Origin of the sequence: Oceanisphaera sediminis (assembly GCF_039539745.1) — a bacterium.
Lineage (GTDB): Bacteria > Pseudomonadota > Gammaproteobacteria > Enterobacterales > Aeromonadaceae > Oceanimonas > Oceanimonas sediminis.
Window position 1 is genome coordinate 68,284 of record NZ_BAABDS010000024.1, and the last position, 23,506, is coordinate 91,789.

Annotated in this window: 20 protein-coding genes; 16 read left to right on the plus strand and 4 right to left on the minus strand. The window is 57.6% G+C overall.

The features are described from left to right. Positions 1 to 273 precede the first annotated feature (273 nt). A complete protein-coding gene (barA, locus tag ABD827_RS07540; protein ID WP_344963756.1) occupies positions 274 to 2,970 on the minus strand; it encodes a two-component sensor histidine kinase BarA in 2,697 nt (898 codons plus the stop codon). Between the two features lie 81 nt (positions 2,971 to 3,051). Between barA and rlmD the strand changes: the two genes are divergently transcribed. The 5 genes from rlmD to ABD827_RS07565 all read left to right on the plus strand — a co-directional run bounded on the left by rlmD (position 3,052) and on the right by ABD827_RS07565 (position 9,098). Then, on the plus strand, positions 3,052 to 4,368 hold the full coding sequence (gene rlmD / locus ABD827_RS07545; protein WP_344963758.1) for a 23S rRNA (uracil(1939)-C(5))-methyltransferase RlmD: 1,317 nt from the start codon (positions 3,052 to 3,054) through the stop codon (positions 4,366 to 4,368). A gap of 9 nt (positions 4,369 to 4,377) precedes the next feature. Continuing rightward, the gene (gene relA, locus ABD827_RS07550; protein ID WP_344963760.1) at positions 4,378 to 6,591 is read left to right on the plus strand and encodes a GTP diphosphokinase; all 2,214 of its coding nucleotides are present in this window, start codon (positions 4,378 to 4,380) and stop codon (positions 6,589 to 6,591) included. Between the two features lie 11 nt (positions 6,592 to 6,602). Further along, positions 6,603 to 7,403: a nucleoside triphosphate pyrophosphohydrolase gene (gene mazG, locus ABD827_RS07555; protein ID WP_344963762.1), complete on the plus strand. Its 801-nt coding sequence runs from the start codon at positions 6,603 to 6,605 to the stop codon at positions 7,401 to 7,403. A gap of 423 nt (positions 7,404 to 7,826) precedes the next feature. Continuing rightward, positions 7,827 to 8,498, plus strand: a complete 672-nt coding sequence (locus ABD827_RS07560) for a tetratricopeptide repeat protein (RefSeq protein ID WP_344963764.1) — start codon at positions 7,827 to 7,829, stop codon at positions 8,496 to 8,498. A gap of 144 nt (positions 8,499 to 8,642) precedes the next feature. After that, positions 8,643 to 9,098, plus strand: a complete 456-nt coding sequence (locus ABD827_RS07565; protein WP_344963767.1) for an Rrf2 family transcriptional regulator — start codon at positions 8,643 to 8,645, stop codon at positions 9,096 to 9,098. 56 nt (positions 9,099 to 9,154) lie between these two features. Here the strand turns inward: ABD827_RS07565 and ABD827_RS07570 are convergent, their stop codons facing one another. Both ABD827_RS07570 and ABD827_RS07575 read right to left on the minus strand, forming a co-directional pair. Next, positions 9,155 to 10,423 (minus strand): HlyC/CorC family transporter, encoded by a 1,269-nt coding sequence (locus ABD827_RS07570; RefSeq protein ID WP_298720142.1) that lies wholly within the window; start codon positions 10,421 to 10,423, stop codon positions 9,155 to 9,157. Between the two features lie 65 nt (positions 10,424 to 10,488). Further along, complete coding sequence (locus tag ABD827_RS07575) at positions 10,489 to 11,277, minus strand: cytochrome C assembly family protein (protein WP_298720139.1); 789 nt, start codon at positions 11,275 to 11,277, stop codon at positions 10,489 to 10,491. Positions 11,278 to 11,421: 144 nt separating this feature from the next. Here ABD827_RS07575 and ffh point away from each other — a divergent pair, with 144 nt between their 5' ends. The 6 genes from ffh to ABD827_RS07605 all read left to right on the plus strand — a co-directional run bounded on the left by ffh (position 11,422) and on the right by ABD827_RS07605 (position 16,278). Next, positions 11,422 to 12,807: a signal recognition particle protein gene (gene ffh, locus ABD827_RS07580; protein ID WP_344963770.1), complete on the plus strand. Its 1,386-nt coding sequence runs from the start codon at positions 11,422 to 11,424 to the stop codon at positions 12,805 to 12,807. Between the two features lie 219 nt (positions 12,808 to 13,026). Further along, positions 13,027 to 13,278, plus strand: coding sequence for a 30S ribosomal protein S16 (gene rpsP / locus ABD827_RS07585; RefSeq protein ID WP_104485683.1), 252 nt, complete (start codon positions 13,027 to 13,029; stop codon positions 13,276 to 13,278). Positions 13,279 to 13,301: 23 nt separating this feature from the next. Next, positions 13,302 to 13,823 (plus strand): ribosome maturation factor RimM, encoded by a 522-nt coding sequence (gene rimM, locus ABD827_RS07590; RefSeq protein ID WP_298720133.1) that lies wholly within the window; start codon positions 13,302 to 13,304, stop codon positions 13,821 to 13,823. Positions 13,824 to 13,850: 27 nt separating this feature from the next. Beyond that, a complete protein-coding gene (trmD, locus tag ABD827_RS07595; protein WP_344963775.1) occupies positions 13,851 to 14,600 on the plus strand; it encodes a tRNA (guanosine(37)-N1)-methyltransferase TrmD in 750 nt (249 codons plus the stop codon). 32 nt (positions 14,601 to 14,632) lie between these two features. After that, on the plus strand, positions 14,633 to 14,995 hold the full coding sequence (gene rplS / locus ABD827_RS07600; RefSeq protein ID WP_344963777.1) for a 50S ribosomal protein L19: 363 nt from the start codon (positions 14,633 to 14,635) through the stop codon (positions 14,993 to 14,995). A gap of 116 nt (positions 14,996 to 15,111) precedes the next feature. Then, positions 15,112 to 16,278, plus strand: a complete 1,167-nt coding sequence (locus tag ABD827_RS07605; RefSeq protein WP_344963779.1) for an MFS transporter — start codon at positions 15,112 to 15,114, stop codon at positions 16,276 to 16,278. On the opposite strand, the gene mutH is transcribed toward ABD827_RS07605, so the two are convergent. After that, positions 16,268 to 16,945, minus strand: a complete 678-nt coding sequence (mutH, locus tag ABD827_RS07610; RefSeq protein WP_344963781.1) for a DNA mismatch repair endonuclease MutH — start codon at positions 16,943 to 16,945, stop codon at positions 16,268 to 16,270. The genes ABD827_RS07605 and mutH overlap by 11 nt on opposite strands. Before the next feature lie 675 nt (positions 16,946 to 17,620). Between mutH and rppH the strand changes: the two genes are divergently transcribed. The 5 genes from rppH (at position 17,621) to nhaA (ending at position 23,471) form a co-directional block, all read left to right on the plus strand. Further along, positions 17,621 to 18,133, plus strand: a complete 513-nt coding sequence (rppH, locus tag ABD827_RS07615) for an RNA pyrophosphohydrolase (protein WP_298720107.1) — start codon at positions 17,621 to 17,623, stop codon at positions 18,131 to 18,133. 25 nt (positions 18,134 to 18,158) lie between these two features. Continuing rightward, complete coding sequence (gene ptsP, locus ABD827_RS07620; protein WP_344963784.1) at positions 18,159 to 20,417, plus strand: phosphoenolpyruvate--protein phosphotransferase; 2,259 nt, start codon at positions 18,159 to 18,161, stop codon at positions 20,415 to 20,417. 75 nt (positions 20,418 to 20,492) lie between these two features. After that, a complete protein-coding gene (gene lgt / locus ABD827_RS07625) occupies positions 20,493 to 21,311 on the plus strand; it encodes a prolipoprotein diacylglyceryl transferase (protein ID WP_298720101.1) in 819 nt (272 codons plus the stop codon). After that, the gene (thyA, locus tag ABD827_RS07630) at positions 21,308 to 22,102 is read left to right on the plus strand and encodes a thymidylate synthase (RefSeq protein ID WP_344963786.1); all 795 of its coding nucleotides are present in this window, start codon (positions 21,308 to 21,310) and stop codon (positions 22,100 to 22,102) included. Before lgt ends, thyA begins: the two co-directional genes overlap by 4 nt. Positions 22,103 to 22,289: 187 nt before the next feature. Beyond that, positions 22,290 to 23,471, plus strand: a complete 1,182-nt coding sequence (gene nhaA, locus ABD827_RS07635; RefSeq protein WP_344963788.1) for a Na+/H+ antiporter NhaA — start codon at positions 22,290 to 22,292, stop codon at positions 23,469 to 23,471. Positions 23,472 to 23,506 lie beyond the last annotated feature (35 nt).

The following is a 23,506-nucleotide window of genomic DNA, read 5'->3' on the forward strand; positions in this document are numbered from 1 at the left end:
CTGTAAGCCGTAAGCTGTAAGCTTTCAGACAAAGCCCCGAGCCATGACGCGCTCGGGGTTTTTTGTAGGGTCGAATTTATTCGACCAAAAATAGCGGCACGGCCTACAAGAGGTCGAATGAATTCGACCCTACGATTGATGATGATTTATACGTCATGCTGATACTGAATCAAGTTCAGCATGACGAAGATTCAGTACCGGAATGACGGCCAAAACAGGCCGTTTTCTGGTTGCTTTACTGACGGCTTATAGCTGATAGCTTACCGCTTATTGTTACAAATAGAATTTCGCTTCTTCCCGTACCTGCCCCATTCGTTCTTCCAGCTCCAGCAGCTCGGGCTCCAGCTCGTCGACCCCCTGTTTGGCCAGCAGCGCTTTTTCCAGCTGGGCCACCAGCGCCTGCAACTGTGGCACGCCGCAATAGGCGGTGCCGCCATGCAGCTTGTGCAATGCCGGGTAGAGGCGTTGCTCGTCCAGCTCACCGGACAGGGCGGCCCCCAGCAAGGGGGCAAATTCGTCGAAGCTCTGTAACAGCAACGCAAGCATCTCCTTGGCCAGCGGCTCCTTGCCTGCAGCCTGCTTCACCGCCAGCGACCAGTCTATCTGCCCCGGCGGTGTGGGGCGGTGGGCGAAGCGCTCTATGATGCGGGCCAGTATGCTCTCGTCTATCGGCTTGGCCAGGTAATCGTCCATGCCCTGATGCATCAGCCGATCGCGCTCACCGGCAATGGCATGGGCGGTCACCGCCACTATGGGGGTGCTGGCGTTGGGACCGTCCTGGGAGCGAATTTCGCGGGTGGCCTGAATGCCGTCCATCAGCGGCATCTGAATATCCATGAAAATGATGTCGTAGCGATTGATGGTGGCCAGGTTGAGCGCTTCCTGGCCGTTGGAGCAGGTTTCCACCTGACTGACCTGTTCGCTCAGCATGGCACTGATCAGCTTCAGATTGGCCGGGTTGTCGTCCACCGCCAGCACCCGCAGCGGCTGTTTCTGAGCAGGCGGCGCCAGGGTGATCTGCAGCATGGCCTCGGGCTCGGCCACTTCCTGTCCCATCAGCGCCTGAGCCAGCTTCTGGTAGTGTACCGGTTTACTCAGGCAGAACTCGGCCCCCGCCCCCTGCAGGGCATCGGTCAGAGTCGGATCGGTGGAGCTGAGCAGTACCACGACCTTGTTGTCATAAGCCAGCTGCCGCTGAATCGCCTGTTCCATCTGGCTGGGCAGGGTATTGGGGCCAAAGCCGAGCAGGGCGCAATCGATGACCACGCCCGGATAGGGTTCGTGCAACACCTGTATGCCCCATTCCCGCAGCAGGGCGGTGGTGGCCCGGCGGCTGAAGTTGTCTTCCTCCATATACAGCACCGTCTTGTCACACAGCTCGGCCAGCGGCAGCGATTCGGCCAACGGCAACGAGGCCCTATTCAGCTCCAGGGTGAAGCTGAACACCGAGCCCGAGCCCAGCTCGGAATAGAGCTCGATATCGCCGGACATCTGGTGCACCAGTTTCTGGGTGATCACCAGGCCCAGCCCGGTACCGCCGTAGCGGCGGGAAATGCTGGAGTCGGCCTGGTTGAAGGCCTGAAACAGCTGGCGGCGCTGACTGTCGGAAATACCGATGCCGGTGTCCTGCACATGAATGCGCAGGGCGACCCGATCCGGCTGACTGGCGGGGCGGGCATCGACCCGCACATCCACGTTGCCCTGCTCGGTAAACTTGACCGCGTTGCCCACCAGATTGGTCAGCACCTGTTGCAGTCGCAACGGGTCGCCGATCACGGCGTCGTGCACGGCCGCATCGACCCGCATCGACAGCTCCAGCCCCTTGTCGTGGGCACTGGGGGCCAGCAGCGTCATCACTTCCTGCAGGGTATCGCGCAGCGAGAACGGCAACTGTTCCATCTTCAGCTTGCCGGCTTCGAGCTTGGAGAAGTCGAGAATATCGTTGATGATGCCAAGCAGGTTTTGCGCCGACTTTTCGATGGTCTTGAGGTAGTCGAGCTGATTGGAAGTCAGGCGGGTTTTTTGCAGCTGGCGGGCAAACCCGATAACGCCGTTGAGCGGCGTGCGCAGCTCGTGCGACATGTTGGCCAGAAACTCGGTTTTGACCCGGGCCGCTTCCTGCGCCCGCTTCTTGGCCATGTCCAGCTCGATATTCTGGATTTCAATCTGCTCCAGGGTCTCGCGCAGATCCGAGGTGGCCTGATCGATGTTCTGCTGCATCTCGTCGTGGTATTCGGACAACGACTTGGCCATGGCATTGATGCCGTTCTTGAGCATCTCCATCTCGCCGGTGAATTCACCGTTGACCCGGGTATCGAGCCGGCCTTCACGGATCTTGTAGATGGCGCTGACCATGTCGGTGATCGGCTGGGATACGCCTCTGATCAGGCGAATGCCGAACAGGGTGCTGAGGCTGACCCCGAGCAGCACGATCAGGCCGGCAAAGAAGCTGTCTTTATAATGCGCCAGCATGGCCGAGTCGTTGGTCAGTTGCATGGCGATGTAGCCGATGGGCACGGCGGAAACGTCTTCCCAGGACGAGTCGGCCTGAATATTGTCGGTGAGTACCGGGGTGCGCAGAATAATCTCTTCGTCGCTGCTGGCCACCTGGGTGGTACGAGGGATCGGCACAGCTTCCGGCAGCCGCATGATGTTGAAGTCGCGATGGTAGTTGGAAGTGACCAGCAGCCGGCCCTGGGCATCGAACAGGGCGATGGATTTGACCAGCGGGCTGTTGTTGCGATGAATGGTACTGAGCAGGCGGTTGAGCGCTTCCCGGTTACGGCTGGTCAGCGCCAGTTCACTGGCCAGGGCCAGTGGCTCTATCACGTTGACGCCCTGACGGATCAGCACTTCTTCCAGCTGCTGATAGCGACTCACGGAAAAATAACCGGCCAGCAGGATACCGATAATCAGGGTGGGGATGATGGTGTAAGCCAGTATCCGGGCTCGCAGGCCGTATTTGGTCATAGTGGGCTAATGTGGGACAATGCGCGCATCAAATCAACAGACGCTTATGATGACATAGCCGGTTCGAGGGCTCCACGTTTTATGGTTCAGTTCTTCAAGGAAAACAAGCCCAAAGCTCAGGCACAGCCGCCGCTGGAGGTGACCATTGTCGAGCTGAATGCTCATGGGGTGGGGCTGGCCCGGTATCAGGACAAGCCGCTGTTTGTGCCCGGCGCGCTCAAGGGCGAGCGGGTACGGGTGCGCTTGCTGGTGCAAAACAACAAATACCGGACCGCCGACCTGCTCAAGGTGCTGACGCCATCGCCCGAACGGCAAAAGCCGTTTTGTCCCTACAGTGCCGACTGTGGCGGCTGCTCGTTGCAGCACCTGCCGGTTGCGCATCAGCGTGCCTTGAAGGCGCGTACCGTGGCGCAGCTGTTTGCCCGCCACGGCATCGATGAACTGCCCGAGCCACACTGGCTGAACGATGACGAGCATCAGGGATATCGGCGGGTGGCACGACTGGCGATTCGTCGTCGGGGCAAGGGCGTATCGCTCGGCTTTCGCCGTGGCCAGTCGCACGATCTGGTGGAAATCGAGCATTGTGGGGTGTTGCGCCCCGCGCTTTCCGAGCTGATTGCCCCCTTGCGCCAGTTGCTGAACCGGCTGAAGGCGGTGAAACAGCTCGGGCATATCGAGCTCTATGATGCGGCCGAAGGGGTCGCTCTTCTGCTGCGGCACACGGGATCCCTGTCGCCTCGGGATCTGGAACTATTACTCACCTTTGCCCAGACGCGACATCTTGCCCTGTTTTTGCAGGACGATAGCGCCAGACGACCTTTACATGTTCCTTTTTCACTTTACTATCAGATAGATAATATCAGGCTGGCCTTTACCCCCGGTGACTTTATCCAGATTAACGCCGGGCTTAACGAGCGAATGGTGCGCCTGGCGCAGCAGTGGCTGGCCGCCGAGCCGGGCCAGCCGATACTGGATCTGTTCTGCGGGGTCGGCAATTTCTCGCTCCCGTTGGCGGCGGCCGGGCATCCGGTGGCTGGAGTGGAAGGGGTGATGGAGATGGTCGAGCAGGCCCGGGGCAACGCGGAAGATAACGCTCTGCCGCTGGCGCAGTTTTATCGTGCCGATCTGGCCGCCGACTTCACTCGGGAATCCTGGGCGCGACAGGGCTTTGAGCGGGTCTTGCTGGACCCGGGCCGGGCCGGTGCCGAGCAGGTAATGCCTTACCTGCAGCAGTTATCACCCGAGCGGTTGCTGTATGTGTCCTGTAATCCGGCGACCCTTGCCAGAGACAGCGAGGCACTGCTGGCGGCGGGTTACCGGCTCAGCCGCCTCTGCCTGATTGATATGTTCCCCCATACGGTGCATTGCGAAGCGATGGCCTTGTTCGAATTAAATTAAGGGATACTTATGGTTGCCGTGCGCGATACTCACCTTCAAACAAGCTTCAGCCTGACCGAGTGGGCATCGGGCCTGCCGCTCGATGCTCATGAGCGGGAGCAACTGAAAGCGGTGTACGAGTATTGCCTGGAGTTGAAGGCTCCGCCCGAGGCGCAACACCGGCTGCAGGCCGAAGGGGTGGAAATGGTCGGGATCCTGCTCACTCTGAGCATGGATCTGGATACCCTGACGGCGGCGCTGCTGTATCCGTTTCTCGAGTTCGGTCATCTGGACGCGGAGCGGGTACGGGAGGATTTTGGTGACACCATAGCGCGCCTGCTGCGAGGGGTGGCCGATATGGAGGCCATTCGCTCGCTGCAGCACGTGCACGGCGACAAGAGCTCGGAAGTGCAGGTCGACCGGGTGCGCCGCATGCTGCTGGCGATGGTGGAAGACGTGCGGGCCGTGGTGATCAAGCTGGCCGAGCGCATCACCTGCCTGCGCGAGGTCAAGAACGCCGACGAAGAAACCCGGGTGCTGGTGGCCAAGGAGATCGCCAACATCTATGCCCCGCTCGCCAACCGACTGGGCATCGGCCAGCTCAAATGGGAACTGGAGGATCTGTCGTTCCGCTATCTGCACCCGGATACCTACAAGCGCATCGCGCAGCTGCTGGACGAAAAGCGGCGGGCGCGGGAGCTCTATATCGACGATTTCGTGTCCGGGCTCAGGACGGCGCTGCAGGAAGCCGGGGTCGATGCCGAGGTGTATGGCCGACCCAAACATATCTACAGCATCTGGCGCAAGATGCAGAAGAAGAACCTGGACTTCGACGAGCTGTTCGATGTGCGCGCGGTACGGGTGGTCGCCCGGCACCTGCAGGACTGTTACGGCGCCCTGGGTGTGGTGCACACTCAATGGCGGCACATTCCGCGTGAGTTCGACGATTACGTGGCCAACCCCAAGCCCAACGGCTATCAGTCGATTCATACGGTGGTGATCGGCCCCGAGGGCAAGACGGTCGAAATACAGATCCGTACCGATCAGATGCATCAGGATGCGGAGCTGGGCGTGGCGGCGCACTGGAAATACAAGGAAGGCGCCGGCGCCACCAAACAGAGCGGCTTTGAAGACAAGATTGCCTGGCTCAGAAAGCTGCTGGCCTGGCAGGAAGACATGGCCGAAAGTGGCTCCCTGGTCGACGAGTTGCGCAGCCAGGTGTTTGAAGACCGGGTCTATGTGTTTACCCCCAAGGGCGAAGTGGTCGACTTGCCGTTGGGCGCCACCCCGCTCGACTTTGCCTACTACGTGCACAGCCAGATCGGCCATCGCTGCATCGGCGCCAAGATCGACGGTCGCATAGTGCCGTTCACCTATCAGCTGCAAACCGGCGATCAGGTGGAGATCATCACCCAGAAACAGCCCAACCCCAACCGGGACTGGATGAACCCCCATCAGGGGTTTCTGCGTACCAGTCGGGCGCGCTCCAAGGTGGCGACCTGGTTCAAGAAGCAGGACAGGGACAAGAACATTCTCGCCGGTCGTGATGTGCTGGATAAAGAGCTGGACCGACTGGGACTGAGCTTTTCCCAGATCGACAAGGCGGTGCTGGAACGCTTCAACGTCAGCCATCTCGACGACCTGCTTGCCGGTATCGGTGGCGGTGATCTGCGCATCAATCAGCTGCTTAACTACCTGCAGGGACTGTACAAGAAGCCGACCAGCGAGGAGCAGGACGAAGCGGTGCTGCGTCAGCTGGAGCTGAAGGCGGCGAAAAAGGCCCCCAACGCCAAGGGACAGGGGCACATAGTGGTGCAGGGCGTGGGCAACCTGCTGACCAGCACCGCCCGTTGCTGCCAGCCGATTCCGGGCGACGAGATCGTCGGCTTCATCACTCAGGGGCGGGGTATCTCGATTCATCGCTCCGACTGCGAGCAGTTGAAGGAACTGGTGGTGCAGCATCCGGAACGGGTGGTCGATGCGGTGTGGGGCGAAAACAACGCCGGCGGTTATCGGCTGACCCTGCGGGTGGTGGCCAATGACCGCTCCGGCCTGTTGCGTGATATCACCACCATTCTGGCCAACGAAAGAATCAATGTGATGGGCGTCAACAGCCGCTCCAATCACAAGCAGCAGACGGCGACCATCGACATGCAGCTGGAAATATACAATATCGATACCCTGAGCCGGACCCTGGCCAAGATAGGTCAGTTGCCGGACATACTGGAAGCCAAGCGGCTGTAACGGGAGCACGGATGGAGCACTATAACTACTCACTCGGCGACTTGCTGGCCATCATGGCGGCCCTGCGGGATCCGGAAAACGGCTGCCCCTGGGATCTGAAACAGGACTTTGCCAGCATAGTGCCGCACACCCTGGAAGAAGCCTATGAGGTGGCCGACACCATAGAGCGGGGCGCCCTGAACGAGCTGCCGGGCGAGCTGGGTGATTTGTTGTTTCAGGTGGTGTTTTATTCCCGGCTGGGAGAAGAACAGTCGCTGTTCAACTTCGGCGATGTGGTGCAGTCCATCAGCCACAAGCTGGTGCGCCGTCACCCGCATGTGTTCGGCAACGCCGAACTCGACGGCGAAGAGCAGGTCAAGGCCAACTGGGAGCAAACCAAGGCCGTCGAGCGGCGCAGCAAGGATGCGACCGCGACCAGCGCACTGGATGATATTCCCCGCAACCTACCGGCGTTGAGCCGGGCCAACAAGATTCAGAAACGCTGCTCGGCAGTGGGCTTCGACTGGCGCGAGTTGCCGCCGGTGGTGGACAAGATCCATGAAGAGCTGGACGAAGTGATGGCCGAGCTTGACCAGCCCGAGCAGGACCCGGATCGGGTGGCCGATGAACTGGGCGATCTGTTGTTCGCCTGCGTCAACCTGGTGCGCCACCTCAAGCAGGACCCCGAGGCGGTACTGCGCCGGGCCAACGACAAGTTCGAACGGCGTTATCGCGGCGTAGAGCAGGCATTGCAGGCCGATGGCAAAGACAGCCGGGATTGCAGTCTGGACGAGCTGGACGCTTACTGGCGACAGATAAAGGCCGGCGAATAATACCAAACAGATTAAATAACTGATCTATTTGCTTGCTCTGCAAAGGTCGGACAAAGGGCCAGCTTCGCCGACACGCTTCAAGCACTTCCATGTGACGCTCAACACATGACATCCCTGTCATGTGATGGTCGGCGGAGCAGATCCCTTTATCCTCCCTGATGCCAGGGAGTTTCCTGTTGGCGTCGTCTACAGGCAACTCGGTGCTCGAGAAGAGGCAACAGAGATCGACTCCCACGACCGTGAAATGCCATGGACGGCATTTCCCGAGCCCTCAGGGGTGAGTTTATGGCGTGTCGTGGGAGACGGCTGTGTTGCCTCTGATCTCGGGGTTAAAATGATCAGATGTTTATTCAAATTGGTATAAGGGTCTGTCAGCTCAATTTTTATATTGCCGTGCCGATAAACAGCACGGGAGGATCACCTATGAAGCGTCTGTTCGGGTTGTTACTGTTGTGCTTGAGTCTGCAGGTAGTGGCAGAAGAGGAAATCGCTGCCCCGGAGCCGCCGGCCGCGCCGACGCCGTCGGATATCAGCGAGCTGCAGGCGGTGCCTTTGTATGAAGAATACGAGCTTATCGAGTGGATCAATGCCAATCGTCATCTGCAACAGGTGCGCGATCGGGATCAGTGTCAGCTGGTGCAGGATATCGAGGCCAGGGCCGAGGTGCTGCGTCTGCCGGCTTATCAGTTTTTATGGGGCGACATGCTGGCCTGGGGAGTGTGCGTGCCCCAGCAATCGCGCCGAGGGCTGGGCATGATGTGGAAGGCGGCGGAGCAGGGGCTGCCGGCGGCGCTGGAACAGCTGGGGCGTTACTACTACGACGGAACCCTGGTGCAGCAAAACCGGGAGCGGGCGGCACCGCTGATGCAGGAGGCCGCCAGCCTGGGGCTGGAAAAGGCACAATTCATCTGGGCGCGCTGGCTGCTGGACGGCACCGGTAGTCCGCTCGACTATCCTCAGGCCTATCTGTGGCTGAAGCAGATGGTGCTTGCCGATAAGCAACTGCATCAGGAAGCGCAGCGGCTGAGTACCGCGCTGGCAGCCAGAATGCCGACCAGCAAGGTCAGGGAGCTGGATCAGCGCCTGTTGTTCTGAATTCCGGTGTTTTGCATCCGTGTTTCGAACCGGCTCTTGCTGCTCACGGCAGATACCGGCGGGACGGATTGACATTTAATGTCACCTTTCGCCGCTAATGTGTATCATGTATATATATTCTTTCGCGTTCAGGATACCCGCAGCATGAAGCTGACCACCTATACCGATTTCGGCTTGAGAACCCTGATGTATCTGGCCACCCTGCCGGAAGGGGAGTTGACCAGTGTGGCTCAGGTATCCCGACTTTACGACATCTCGCGCAATCACCTGGTCAAGGTGGTGAATCAGCTGGCGCGGGAAGGCTATCTTCATGCGGTGCGCGGCAAGAATGGCGGAATTCGGCTGGCAAGGTCGCCAGAAGAAATCAACGTTGGAAAGGTCATTCGTGCGCTGGAAAACAACCTGAAGGGTGTCGACTGCGGCAGCCCGGCCTGTTATCTGGTGCCGGCCTGTCGGTTGCGTGATGCGCTCAGGCTGGCGATGGATGCCTTTCTGCAGGTCATGGAAGGGTATACGCTGGCGGATCTGACCGGTAACCGGGAAGAGCTGATGGTCATTTTCAGCCAGCTGGAAGTACAGGCCGGCAACTCGTCATCCTGAAAGCCGGATTCAGAGACCGGGCCCTGGTACTCAACTCTGCTATCCAACCCTGATCACTACCCCTGGTAATAGTGCGGCAGCACCCGCACCAGTTTTACCATGTTGTTTTCCACTTCCAGAATTTCAATCGGATAACCCGCCAGGCGCAGGCCGATATTGGCCTCGGGAATGTCTTCCAGATACTCGAGGATCAGGCCGTTGAGGGAGCGTGGGCCGTCGTTCGGCAGTTCCCAGCCCAGCTCCTTGTTGAGGTCCCGAATACTGGCCGAGCCTTCAATCAGATAGGAGCCATCATCCTGCGGCTTGATTTCGTCGCTCAGGGTCGGGCTGATGGTGGTGGTGAAGTCACCCACTATTTCTTCCAGAATATCATCCAGCGTGACCAGCCCCTGAATATCGCCGTATTCATCGACGATTAACCCGATACGCTCCTTGTTGCGCTGAAACTTGACCAGCTGCACGTTCAGTGGCGTCGCCTCGGGAATATAGTACAGCTCGCGCAAGGCCCGCATCAGGCTGGACTTGCTTAGTTCGTCCTTGGCCAGCAGCCGCAGGGCATCACGGGCGTGGATAAAGCCCAGCGCATCGTCGATATTGTCCCGGTACAGCAGTACCTTGGTATGCGGGCTCTGCATCAGGCGGCGGCTGATGGTTTTCCAGTCCTGGGTCACATCGATGCCATAAATCTCGTTGCGCGGCACCATGATGTCATCGACGGTCACTTTCTCCAGATCCAGAATGGACACCAGCATGTCCTGATGTCGGCGCGGGATCAGGGCGCCGGCTTCGTTGACGATGGTGCGCAGTTCTTCCGAGCTGATGGCGGTGTCTTCACCGCCATGGGGATTGATGCGAAGCAGCGCCAGCAGGCCGTTGGAAATGGCGTTGATGGTCCATACCGCCGGATACAGCAACACCATCAGGGGCCGAAGAATAAAGGAAGCCGGAAAGGCCACCCGTTCCGGATACAGCGCCGCCAGGGTCTTGGGCGTGACCTCGGCAAAAATCAGTACCACCACGGTCAGGGCCACGGTGGCGATGGCCACGCCATAGTCACCGTACAGGCGGATGGCGATCAGGGTGGCGATGGCCGAGGCGAGAATATTGACCAGGTTGTTGCCGATCAGGATCAGGCCGATCAGCCTGTCGGGACGAGACAGCAGCTTTTCAACCCGGGTGGCCGAGGTGTGGCCACCTTGAGCCAGATGACGCAGCCGATAGCGGTTCAGCGACATCATGCCGGTTTCGGAACTCGAAAAAAAAGCGGAAATAAAGAGTAAAGCTATCAGGATGCCCGTAAGGGTACCCGTGGATATGTCGTCCAAGCAGACCGTCCTGTGTCATGAAACTGATCAATTACTAAGGGTTTGACCGGGTGCTGTCAAGTCGGTTAGCCCAGCAATACCTCGCGCACGAAGCGACTGCCGAAATAGGCGAGGGTCAGCAGTATGCTGCCGGCCACGCTGGTCCAGATTACCTTGCGGCCACGCCAGCCCAGGCGATGATGACCCCAGAGCAGGCCCACATAGACACACCAGGCCAGAATGGTAAGAATGGCTTTATGGGCCTTGCCGGGGCTGAACATTTCCTGCAGAAAGAACAGGCCGGTCGAAATAGACAGCGTCAGCAATACCACACCGACCACAATCAGCCGGAACAGATAGCGTTCTATGGTCATCAGTGGCGGCATGGCCGGCAGATTGGATAATTTGTGTGTTTTCAACCGGTGATTGAGAAAACCCAGCAGAATCGCCAGCAGGCTGGCGATCACCAGCAACGAATAAGACATCAACCCCAGGCCGATATGCAGCAATACCTCGGGGCGGGTTTCCAGGTGCATGCTGTAATAACCGGGCAACAGCAGATCTGTCGCCAGCAGCAGACCGGCAAAGCCATATACCAGCGGCATCAACAGCCACACCCTGAAGCGCGTGACCAGCAGCGTCATCAAGGCTGAAATAATCAGGCTGACCACCGAGGCCACATTCAGCATGCTCAGGTTTTGCCCCGGCACCTGCACCACGGTGTTGAACAACCAGAGGCCATGCAGCAGCAGAGCACACAGCGCAGCAAGTAGGCCGTAGCTGCGCCCTTTGTTCTGGGGGTTGAGCAGATTATGCACACAGGCGAAGGCCGCCAACAGATAAAATGCCATCGCCAAAACAGCAAGCAATTCCATAATGAATTTAAGCCATTAACCGGTGAATAGATAAGAACGGCCAGTATACCCCTAAGACAAAGCACATCGCTACCCGGCCTCGCTTAAGTTCGGCCGATAACTTGGGTATACTGGTGGTAATTTTCGCCAACTGCGGACCACATCATGTTTGAAAATCTCACCGAAAGACTGTCGCGTACGCTGAAAAACATCAGTGGCCGCGGTCGGCTGACCGAAGAAAACATCAAGGAAACATTGCGTGAAGTACGCATGGCACTGCTGGAGGCCGACGTGGCCCTGCCGGTGGTGCGTGAATTCGTCAACCGGGTCAAGGAGCGGGCGGTTGGCCAGGAAGTGTCAAAATCCCTGAGTCCGGGCCAGGCCTTCATCAAAATCGTCAACGCCGAACTGGTGTCGGTGATGGGCGAGGCCAACGAGGAACTCAACCTGTCGGTGACCCCGCCGGCGGTGATCCTGATGGCGGGCCTGCAGGGGGCGGGTAAAACCACCTCGGTTGGCAAGCTGGCCAAGTTCCTCAAGGAACGACACAAGAAAAAAGTGCTGGTGGTCAGTGCCGACGTTTATCGTCCGGCGGCGATCAAGCAGCTCGAAACCCTGGCGGCGGATCTGGATGTTGAGTGCTTCCCCAGTAACATAGAGCAGAAGCCGGTAGACATAGGTCGTAATGCGCTGGAGTACGGCCGCAAGCAATTCTTCGATGTAGTGCTGGTGGATACCGCCGGCCGTCTGCATGTCGATGAAGACATGATGACCGAAATTCAGCAACTGCACGAGGCCATCAATCCCGTCGAAACCCTGTTCGTGGTGGATGCCATGACCGGTCAGGATGCGGCCAACACCGCCAAGGCGTTCAGCGAAGCGCTGCCGCTGACCGGGGTGATCCTCACCAAGGCCGACGGTGATGCCCGGGGTGGTGCCGCGCTTTCTGTACGTCATATTACCGGCAAGCCGATCAAGTTTATCGGTATGGGCGAAAAAGTGGACGCCCTCGAGCCCTTCCATCCGGACCGTATCGCCTCGCGTATTCTGGGCATGGGGGACATGCTGTCGCTGATCGATCAGATGGAACGTTCGGTCGACAAAGACAAAGCCGCCGAAATGACCCAGAAGCTGAAGAAGGGCAAGGGCTTCGATCTGGAAGACTTTCGCGATCAGCTGGCGCAGATGCGCAACATGGGCGGCATGATGAGCCTGATGGACAAGCTGCCCGGCATGAACCAGCTGCCGGACAACGTCAAGGATCAGGTCAACGACAAGCTGACGGTTCGTATGGAAGCCATTATCGGCTCCATGACCGCGAAAGAGCGTCGTCATCCGGACTTGATCAAGGGCTCACGCAAGCGGCGTATTGCGCTGGGTTCCGGTACCGAGGTGCAGGAAGTCAACAAGCTGCTCAAGCAGTTTACCCAGATGCAGAAAATGATGAAAAAAATGTCCGGCAAGGGCGGCATGCGCAAGATGATGAGCCAGATGAAGGGCATGATGGGGCCGGGTGGCATGGGCGGTGGCGGCCGGCACGGTCCCTTCTGAAGCAAAGACCACGGGTAGGCGGCGGTGGCCGCCTGATAATGGGGGCCCCTGAATCTGCGGCGGTGATGATAAGGGCCTGATTGCTGCGCGAATGCCCCTTGCCGACGAATGCCAATTTGGTTGCATTCTCACCGCATCAGAGTACAATTGCGCAGCTTATTTTAAGCCAGGGTTCGCATTGTCTGCGGGCCTTGTTTGTTTCAGTATATAGAGGACGATATGGTAACCATTCGTTTACAACGTGGTGGCGCTAAGAAGCGTCCGTTTTACCAGGTAGTAGTTGCAGACAGCCGCTATGCTCGTGATGGTCGTTTCATCGAGAAAGTGGGTTTCTTCAACCCGATCGCCGCCGGTCAGGCAGAAAAACTGCGTCTGGACCTGGAGCGTGTTAATCACTGGGTTGGCCAGGGTGCAACCGTATCCGAGCGCGTAGCCAAATTGATCAAAGACGCAGCCAAAGCAGCGGCCTAAGTCTTGACAGGTAGGGAATTAAAGTGAGCGAACCTGTAGTAGTAGGCCAACTGGGCGCCGTGTACGGCATTAAAGGTTGGTTGAAGGTCAACTCCTTTACCGACCAACCAGAAGGCATTTTCGAATATCGGCCCTGGCTGATAAAGAACGGCAGCAACTGGCGTGAAATTCAGGTAACTGGATGGAAACGTCATGGCAAGGGTCTGATTTGCAAGCTTATCGATATTGATGAGCGCGAGCAGGCACAAATGCTGACCGGTGCCGACATCGCGGTAAGTGCAGAATTGTTTTCTGCCCTGCCGGATGACGAATTCTATTGGCGCGATTTGATCGGTTGTCGGGTGAAGAACACCAAAGGCTATGATTTTGGTCTGGTGACTCAGCTGATGGAAACCGGCTCCAACGACGTGCTGGTAGTAAAAGCCAATGCCAAGGATGCTTTTGGTCAACGCGAGCGGTTGATTCCGTTTGTGGAAGACCAGGTAATAAAGTCCGTGAATATTCAGGACAGCATCATCGAAATTGATTGGGATCCGGATTTTTAACCCGAGTCGAACCGCGCGGAGAGAATCATGTGGATAGGGGTCGTTAGCCTCTTCCCGGAGATGTTCCGGGCAGTATCCGACTTTGGTGTAACCGGGCGGGCCGTTAAAGATGGCCTGCTGACATTTGAATGCTGGAATCCGCGGGATTTCACCCGGGACAAACACCGCACTGTCGATGACAGACCCTATGGGGGCGGACCCGGGATGCTGATGATGGTTCAGCCACTGCGCGATGCCATAGCGGCGGCGCGACAGGCAGCCGGCGAGGGAGCACGGGTCATTTACCTGTCTCCTCAGGGCCGCAAGCTGGATCAGCAAGGCGTGACCGAACTGGCAAAGCACGAGAAGTTGATTCTGGTGGCCGGGCGGTATGAAGGAGTGGATGAGCGCGTGATTCAGGCCGATGTCGACGAAGAGTGGTCGGTCGGAGATTACGTGCTTAGTGGCGGCGAATTGCCGGCCATGGTGCTGGTGGATGCGGTGGCCCGTTTGGTGCCCGGCGTTCTCGGTGACATGGCGAGTGCGGAGCAGGACTCCTTCAGCGAAGGACTTCTGGATCATCCTCACTACACACGCCCTGAACAACTGGCGGGAATGGCCGTTCCCAAAGTGTTGTTGAGTGGCAACCACGCCGAGGTAGCCAGCTGGAGAATGCAGCAGTCATTGGGCCGGACCTGGTTAAGAAGGCCGGAACTCTTGAACAACCTAGCTCTGACTGACGAGCAAGAGCAGCTTCTTGCCCAATTTGTTCGCGATTATCGCGAGCCAGCACAGTAGAGTTTTCAGTTTACCCTAGGTAAGGAAATATCATGAGCAACATCATTAAGCAGCTTGAAGACGAACAATTGCGCACCGATATCCCCGACTTCGGTCCGGGTGACACCGTGCGTGTAATGGTACGCGTTGCCGAAGGCGGCAAAGAGCGTCTGCAGGCTTACGAAGGCGTTGTTATCGCCAAGCGTAACCGCGGCCTGCACTCTGCATTCACCGTGCGTAAAATCTCCAACGGTGAAGGCGTTGAGCGTGCCTTCCAGACTCACAGCCCGCTGATCGGCAGCGTGGAAGTGAAGCGTCGTGGCGCCGTGCGTCGTGCCAAGCTTTACTATCTGCGTGACCGTGCTGGTAAGTCTGCTCGTATCAAAGAGCGCCTTACTCCCCGCGGCAGAAAGTAATAAGCCGACCGGTTGTGTCAAAAGGCCCGCATTTGCGGGCCTTTTTGTTTTTACCGCTTTAGACAGGCTACCGGAAAGGGGCTAGCATGGTGTTTTCTATTTGATTCGGGGGCCTCATGCCTATTTCCGTTTGGGGTCTGGCCGTGGCTCAGGCGCTGTTGATGTCGGGCAATATTCTGCTGGTGTCGATCTCGGCGCTGATCGGCCAGCAACTGGCGGCGCATCCGTCATTGATCACCCTGCCGATAGCCTGCCAGTTTCTCGGCCTTATTATCTCGACACTGCCTGCTGCACATCTGATGCAGAAGCTGGGCAGGAAGATCGGCTTTGTAATCGGTAATCTGGTGGGACTCTCCGGTACCTGGGTAGCGATGCAGGGGCTGCTGCAGTCGAGCCTGGGGATGTTCACCCTGGGGACCTTTCTGATCGGTATCGCCATCGGCGTGGGTCAGCAGTATCGTTTTGCGGCGCTGGAGTCCTGCGGCGTCGAATTTCATCCCAGAGCCATCAGTATGGTGATGGCCGGGGGCGTGCTGGCGGCGGTAATCGGGCCCAACCTGGCTATCTGGTCCCAGCAATGGTACCAGGGTAATCCCTATGCCGGTGCCTTCTATGGTCTGTTCGGGCTCTATGTGGTGGCCTTGCTGCTGATCCTGCTGTTGCCATTGCCCAGGGCGGTACCGGTGAACCGGCATGAGCGGGTAAGAAGTTATCGGGAACTGTTCCGCCAGCCGTTACTGCTGGCGGCGGTGGCGTCGGGCATGATTGGCTACGGCATCATGGTGCTGATCATGACCGCCACGCCGTTGGCGATGAATCATCATCAGCATGATTTTTTCGCCACTGCCCAGGTGATCCAGTGGCACGTGCTGGGCATGTTTGTGCCGGCTTTTTTCACCGGCGCCCTGATCCGCCGCTTTTCTACCAGACGGGTGATCCTCTGGGGCTGCTCGGCCTTGCTGCTGAGTGTGATGATCAACCTGTCGGGGCAGGGGTTCTGGAATTACTGGTGGGGCTTGCTGTGGTTGGGCATCGGCTGGAACTTTACCTTTATCGGCGCTACCCACCTGCTGACCTTCAGTTATCAGCCGGCGGAAAAGGCCAAGGTGCAGGGAATCAACGAATTTATGGTGTTCTCGGCGGCGGCGATGGGCAGTCTGTTTGCCGGTCAGGGGTTGGTGATGCTGGGCTGGGCCTGGCTTAACCTGTTTGCGATCCCCTGGATCCTGCTGGTGGCACTGTTGATCTGGCGGCTAAGGGAGCCGGAGCCGCTTACAGCATGAAATGCCGGGCCAGCAGGGCCGCGGTGAAGCCGGTTTTAAGATAAAAGCCGCGTGGCAAGGTCATGATGGGCTGACCCTGTTGACCCACCGCCTCGGTCAATGCCCGGCCGTTGGCGGCCTTGGGCCTGAGCTGCAGTACCTGGCCGTGACGGGCGCTGATGTTCTGCACCTCTCCCAGGCTTATCAGCTCCATGATCTCTTCCCAGTCCTGGCGTAATAACCGCTCTTCCTGCTCGCTCGGGCTCCACAGCAACGGCTGACCGATGATCCTGTCGCCGGGGGCCAGACTGCGTTCACCCAGCACCGGTATCCATAGTACCCGGGATAACTTGTTGCGCACGTTGGAGTCTTCCCAGCGCAGGCCGCCGATGTTCGTCAGCGGCGCCACGCTGACAAAGGTAGTCTCCAGTGGCTTGCCACGACCGTCTATGGGAATCGTTTTCAACTCGACCCCCAGCTCGGGAAAGTCCTGCTCCGGCTTTGATCCGGCGCTGGCGCCCAGCGCCAGTTCAAGCAGCTGGCCCACCCAGCCCTTGTCTCGCCGCAGATTGGAAGGCACCGGAATATCAAATGATTGGGCCAGCTCTCTCAGTGACAGACCGGCCAGTTGCTCGGCGCGCAGCAGCAGCGCCGGAATCGATGCAGGACGGCAATCAGGATTGTTCAAAATATAACCGCCCTCCACAGGTAGGAAAAAATCTGACCAGTGAGCCAGTAATTGTTATAACCACATGATTCAAAATGGCTTATCGGTGGCATGTTATTGCTCTTTTCAGCGGCCGCATGATATACCGGTTTTACCCGAGTATAAACATGCTGTTGCACAGCCTTATCCACAGAAATTCTGGATAACTGCGTACCACTGCCATCCGACGATTTTACGGCGCTCAAAACGACAAAAACCGGCTTTTTTTTCTTACCGTTAACGCTTTGTTTACCTGGCGTTTGTGGATAAGTTGCCGTTGTTCGATCTTTGAGCACCGAGACTTACTAACACGATAGTCAATTTGAGTCGGACTGTGAAAAGATCCAGCTCGATCCTTTTTTTATAAGTTAATTGTCTGATTTTTTAGTGTTTTTAATCCGGTCTTATGTTTTGATCTCCCTGTTGTTCAAGCTGGAAGAAAGAGCTGATCTCAAGCTATACAGCCTTTATCACAAGCTTATCCACATAAATTGGGGGAAAGCGATCCCACGACGATCCTTTTTCTGTTTATAACTATTGACAAGAACACAAGTTATTCAACATCGATTATCAAGCTGGCGCCGACAGCATCATTTGCCGGGAATAGGGGAATATGGAACAATCGTCTTTATGTTATTTTTTTAGTCTGGTGATTGCGTGATAGATGGCGACGGTTTTCGTCCCAATGTAGGCATAGTGATCTGCAATCGCAAAGGCCAGGTGTTATGGGCCAGACGCTACGGGCAACATTCCTGGCAGTTCCCCCAAGGCGGGGTGGACGACGGCGAAACGCCGGAGCAGTCCATGTACCGGGAGCTGTACGAAGAAATCGGGCTCAGGCCCGAAAATGTCACCTTGCTGGCGGTTACCCGCCACTGGCTGAAGTACAAGCTACCCAAGCGTCTGGTGAGATGGGACAGTAATCCCGTCTGCATCGGTCAAAAGCAGAAATGGTTTCTGCTGCGGTTGGAATCGGATCATGAATCACACATCGAGTTTGGTTGTCATGGGCATCCGGAGTTTGATGACTGGCGCTGGGTCAGCTATTGGTACCCGGTACGACAGGTGGTTTCTTTCAAACGGGAAGTATATCGACGGGTGCTGAGGGAATTTGCGCCCATTGTGATGGCAGAGCAAGGCCGCCGAGACGGTCGCAAGCGACATCGGTAACCCATCGACACAGGAGTAGGCGGCAGTGTTAAAGGAATTGCGGGAAATCGTTCAGCAGGTAACGGCCAGCTCTGACCTCAATGGTGCCATGAGTGAACTGGTTCGCCAGACCCGTCATGCCATGCGAGTGGACTGCTGCTCTATTTATCTGCGCCAGGAACATGAGCAGAATTATCTGCTGGCGGCGACCGATGGCCTGGCTGCCAAGGCCGTCGGTCACGCACGCATTCCGCTGGGCGAGGGCATCGTCGGCCTGATCGGGGAAAAGGAAGAACTGATCAACTTGGCCGATGCCCAGCTGCATCCCAAATTCAAGTATCTGCCCGAAGCGCGTGAAGACGCTTTCAAATCCTTTCTCGGTGCTCCCATCATTCATCAGCGTAAAACCCTGGGGGTGCTGGTGGTGCAGCAGAAGCAGGTGCGACTGTTTGAAGAGGGAGAAGAATCGTTTCTGGTGACACTGGCCTCTCAGCTGGCCACCGTCATCGCTCATGCCGAGGCCAAGGGTAACCTGCGCTCGCCCAACTGGCACGGCATGCTGCGTGGCCTGGCGGGCTCTCCCGGTGTGGCGATTGGTCGAGCCTGGGTGTGGCGCCCTCGCGTCGAGCTGAGCCAGGTGAAGGAGCGCAAGGCCGATAACGCCGCCGTACAGCACGAACGCCTCGACCGGGTACTGGTACAGGTAGAAGACGAGCTGAACGGCATGGCGCTGCGCTTCAAGGAGTCGCAGGCCAGCGAGTCGGTGGCGGTGTTCGAGGTGTATCAGTATATCCTCAAGGATCCGGTGTTCATCGGGCTGATCCGGGAGCAAATCGAGCGGGGCTGGATTGCCGGCAGTGCGGTCAAGCGGGTCTGTGAAAAACAGATAGCCCAGTTTTCGGTGATGTCCGATCCTTACCTGCGTGAGCGGGCGGCAGACATTCGCGATCTGGGCCAGCGATTGCTGACCCGGCTAATCCACGAAGATGATGGGCTGCTGACCCTGGATGAGCCCATCATTCTGGTGGCGGACGAAATCAGCGCTACCCTGATTGCGGAAATCCCCCGCAGCAAGCTCAAGGGCATCGTTTCCGCCAAGGGCTCCATCAACTCTCACGCCGCCATTCTGGCTCGTGCCATGGGCATTCCTGCGGTGATGGGCATCGATCATTCCTTCGAACTGCTGGAAGATCGCACCCTGATCGTCGATGGCTACAACGGTGACTTGCTGGTGGAGCCGGTGCCTTCGGTGTTGCGCGAATATCGCCGCCTGATGGCCGAAGAAGAGCAGATGGACGAGCTCTTTGACACGGTGCGTAATGAAAGCTCGGTTACTCTGGACGGCGTTACCGTGTCGTTGCTGCTGAATGCGGGTCTGAGTGCGGATACCGATATCGCCATGAACGACACCGCCGATGGGGTAGGGCTGTTCCGTACCGAAATTCCCTTCATGATGCGCGATCGCTTCCCTTCAGAGCAGGAGCAGGTGATCAGCTATCGCCGGGTCATGAGCAGTTATGTCGGCAAGCCGGTGTGCATGCGTACCCTGGATGTGGGCGGTGACAAGCAGCTGCCTTACTTCCCGATCGTGGAAGAAAATCCCTTTCTCGGCTGGCGAGGCATTCGCCTGACCCTGGATCATCCCGAAATCTTTCTGGTACAGCTAAAGGCTATGCTGCGGGCCAGTCAGGGGCTGGACAACCTGTCGATCATGCTGCCGATGGTCACCAGTCTGGATGAGATACGGGTCGCGCGCAGAATGCTGGATCGCGCCTGGCGTGAGGTGTCGGCCGAAACCGCCGATCAGCAGGGCATCATCCGTTACCCCAGCCTGGGGGTGATGATAGAGGTGCCGGCACTGCTCTACCAGTTACAGGACATGGCCCCGCTGGTGGACTTCTGGTCGGTAGGTACCAACGATCTGACCCAGTATCTGCTGGCGGTAGACAGAAATAACGGCCGGGTGGCCGATATTTACGATGCTCTGCATCCGGCGGTATTGCGTGCCTTGCAGCAGATCATCGATGCGGCTCGCCGCCATGCCAAACCCGTGTCCATTTGTGGCGAGCTGGCTGGTGATCCCATCGGGGTGCTGGTGTTGCTGGCCATGGGCTATCGGCGTTTCAGCATGAACAACAGCAACCTGATGCGCATAAAATATATCGTGCGTCAGTCCCGTTGCGACGAACTGCAGAAATTGTTGCAGGAAGCCCTGAGTCACCAGAATACCGGCCTGTTCAAGGGGCTGTTCGGCCGTTATCTGGAAGAGCGTGGACTGGGCGGACTGCTGCGCGCCGGACGTTAAGCTCGGAGTTAAACTCTGGTATTTATTCCTGTCGAATTGCACAATACCCGCTTTTATTGCTGACGGGGTAAGTGCATGTCTCAGAGCCACTGGGTGTTTCCCGGTTTCGATCCCATTGCCATACAAATCGGTCCCCTCGCGGTGCACTGGTATGGTTTGATGTATCTGCTGGGCTTTCTGTTTGCCTGGCTGATGGCCAATCGTCGCGCGGCACAACCGGGCTCGGACTGGACCCGGGATCAGGTCTCCGACGTGCTGTTCTACGGCTTTCTCGGGGTGATCCTCGGTGGCCGCCTCGGGTACGTATTTTTCTACCAGTTCGACACCTTTCTCGCCGACCCGCTTTACCTCGTCAAGATCTGGACCGGTGGCATGTCGTTTCACGGCGGCCTGGTCGGGGTGATCACCGCACTCTGGCTGTTTGCCCGCAAGCAGCACAAAACCTTCTTTGCGGTATCCGATTTTATCGCACCGCTGATCCCCTTCGGGCTGGGGGCCGGTCGCATCGGCAACTTCATTAACGGCGAGCTCTGGGGTCGGGTGACGGAGGTGCCCTGGGGCATTATTTTTCCGGCGGCGGGCATGCTGCCACGTCACCCTTCCCAGCTGTACCAGTTTGCCCTCGAAGGGGTGGCCTTGTTGATTATCCTGAATCTGGCCTGGCGAGCGCGTCCGCCTCGCGGCGTGATTTCCGGCCTCTTCCTGCTGTGCTACGGCCTGTTTCGTTTCATGGTGGAGTTTGTACGGGAGCCGGATGCCCAACTGGGGCTCTACCTCGATTTGTTCAGCATGGGGCAGCTGTTGTCGATGCCGATGATGCTGGCCGGTGCACTGATGTTATGGGCGGCCTGTCGTCGCCCCCAATGGTTTGGTAATGGAGAAAAAACAGCATGAAAGCCTATCTGGAGCTGATGCAACATATCCTGGACAAGGGTGCCGTCAAAGAAGACAGAACCGGCACCGGCACCCTGTCGGTATTCGGCCATCAGATGCGTTTCGATCTGAGTGAGGGCTTTCCGCTGATCACCACCAAAAAGTGTCATTTGAAGTCGATTATTCATGAGCTGTTGTGGTTTCTGAACGGTGACACCAACATCGGCTATCTGAAGCAGCACGGGGTACGGATCTGGGACGAATGGGCCGACGACAAGGGTGATCTGGGCCCGGTATACGGACACCAGTGGCGCAGCTGGCAAGGGGCGGACGGTCGCACCATCGATCAGATAAGCCAGGCGCTGGATACCATCAAGACCAATCCGGACAGCCGTCGTATCATCGTCTCGGCCTGGAACGTGGGTGAGCTGGATCAAATGGCGCTGGCGCCCTGTCATGCCCTGTTCCAGTTCTACGTGGTCGACGGCAAGTTGTCTTGCCAGCTCTATCAGCGCAGCTGTGATGTGTTTCTGGGCCTGCCCTTCAATATTGCCAGCTATGCGTTGCTGACTCATATGCTGGCCCAGCAGGCGGGACTCGAGGTGGGCGACTTTGTCTGGACCGGTGGCGATGTACACCTTTATCGCAACCATCTGGAGCAGGCTCGGCTACAATTGGGTAGAGAACCACTCGCTCTGCCGACGCTGCGGCTGGTGCGTACACCCGACTCTCTGTTTGATTATGCCTTCGAGGATTTTGTGCTGGAAAACTACCAGGCGCATCCGCATATCAAGGCGCCGGTCGCGATTTAAAAAGCATTTAAAATGTAATTTTTATTTTGCGTTGGTGTTAAGTTTTACTTTCGGAGTGACGATATAAGCCAATTAGCCTGTTAATGCTCGGTTTTGCCGAGGTGTTAAGCAGAAACAATCGATTACTCGCCGGCGGAGGGCCTGATTACACTCGAGCATCTAGTTGATGAGAGGGAGCCTCAATCGTATGACGGACGTACTGAAACGTTTTCTGGCAATGGAATCTGCCGGCGGGATTTTACTGATAGTGGCGGCGATCGTCGCCATGGTGATGGCCAACACCGGTCTGGTGGATCTTTATCAGGAACTGCTTAGTATTCGTATCCAGCTGCGGATCAGCAGCCTGGATCTGGACAAGACGCTGTTCCATTGGGTCAATGACGGCATGATGGCGGTGTTCTTTCTGGTGATCGGCCTGGAAGTGAAACGCGAGCTGGTATCCGGCGCTCTTTCCTGCCGGGAAAAAGCCATGTTTCCAGCCCTGGCCGCTGTGGGTGGCATGCTGTTTCCCGCCCTGTGGTTTTTACTGTTCAACGCCGGTGAAGTGTCCAGCCTGAATGGCTGGGCTATTCCTACCGCTACCGATATTGCCTTCGCTCTGGGGGTCATGGCCTTGCTTGGCAATCGGGTGCCGCTCAGCCTCAAGGTGTTTCTGCTAGCGCTGGCGATCATCGACGATCTGGGGGCTATCATCATTATCGCCCTGTTCTACAACCACGGCATGTCGCTGCCTGCCATGTCGGTGGCCGTTATCGGTATTGCCGGCCTGTACTGGCTGAACCGGGCCCAGGTTCACAGTCTGGTGCCTTATCTTATTCTGGGCTGGATAGTGTGGGTGGCCGTACTCATGTCGGGCGTACACGCCACCCTGGCCGGGGTAATACTGGGCTTTTTGATCCCGCTGTATGGCCGCCGGTTTTCACCGGCCCGTGAACTCGAAAATTTCCTGCATCCCTGGTGTGCCTTTTTTATTCTGCCGTTGTTTGCCTTCGTGAACGCGGGCGTTTCGCTGGAAGGACTCTCGTTTGCCGATCTGTCGTCGGCATTGCCGCTGGGCATCATGGCCGGCTTGCTGTTTGGTAAACCCATGGGGATCTTCCTGTTCAGCTGGGGGGCGGTACGGCTGGGTATTGCGCAGCTGCCCGCCGGCGTGTGCCTGAAGCAGATATTTGCGGTGTCCGTGCTCTGTGGCATCGGTTTCACCATGTCGATTTTCATCGCATCGCTGGCCTTCACCGGGAATGCCGAACTGGCTAATCTGTCCCGGCTCGGCATCCTGATGGGCTCGACAATAGCGGCGCTGGCGGGTTATGGCATGCTGAATTATATTCTGCCCCGCCAGCAATCCAGGCCGGTGCTGCAGCTGTAGTCGGCGATGTGATCATCTCTATGGCAATTGTGGTC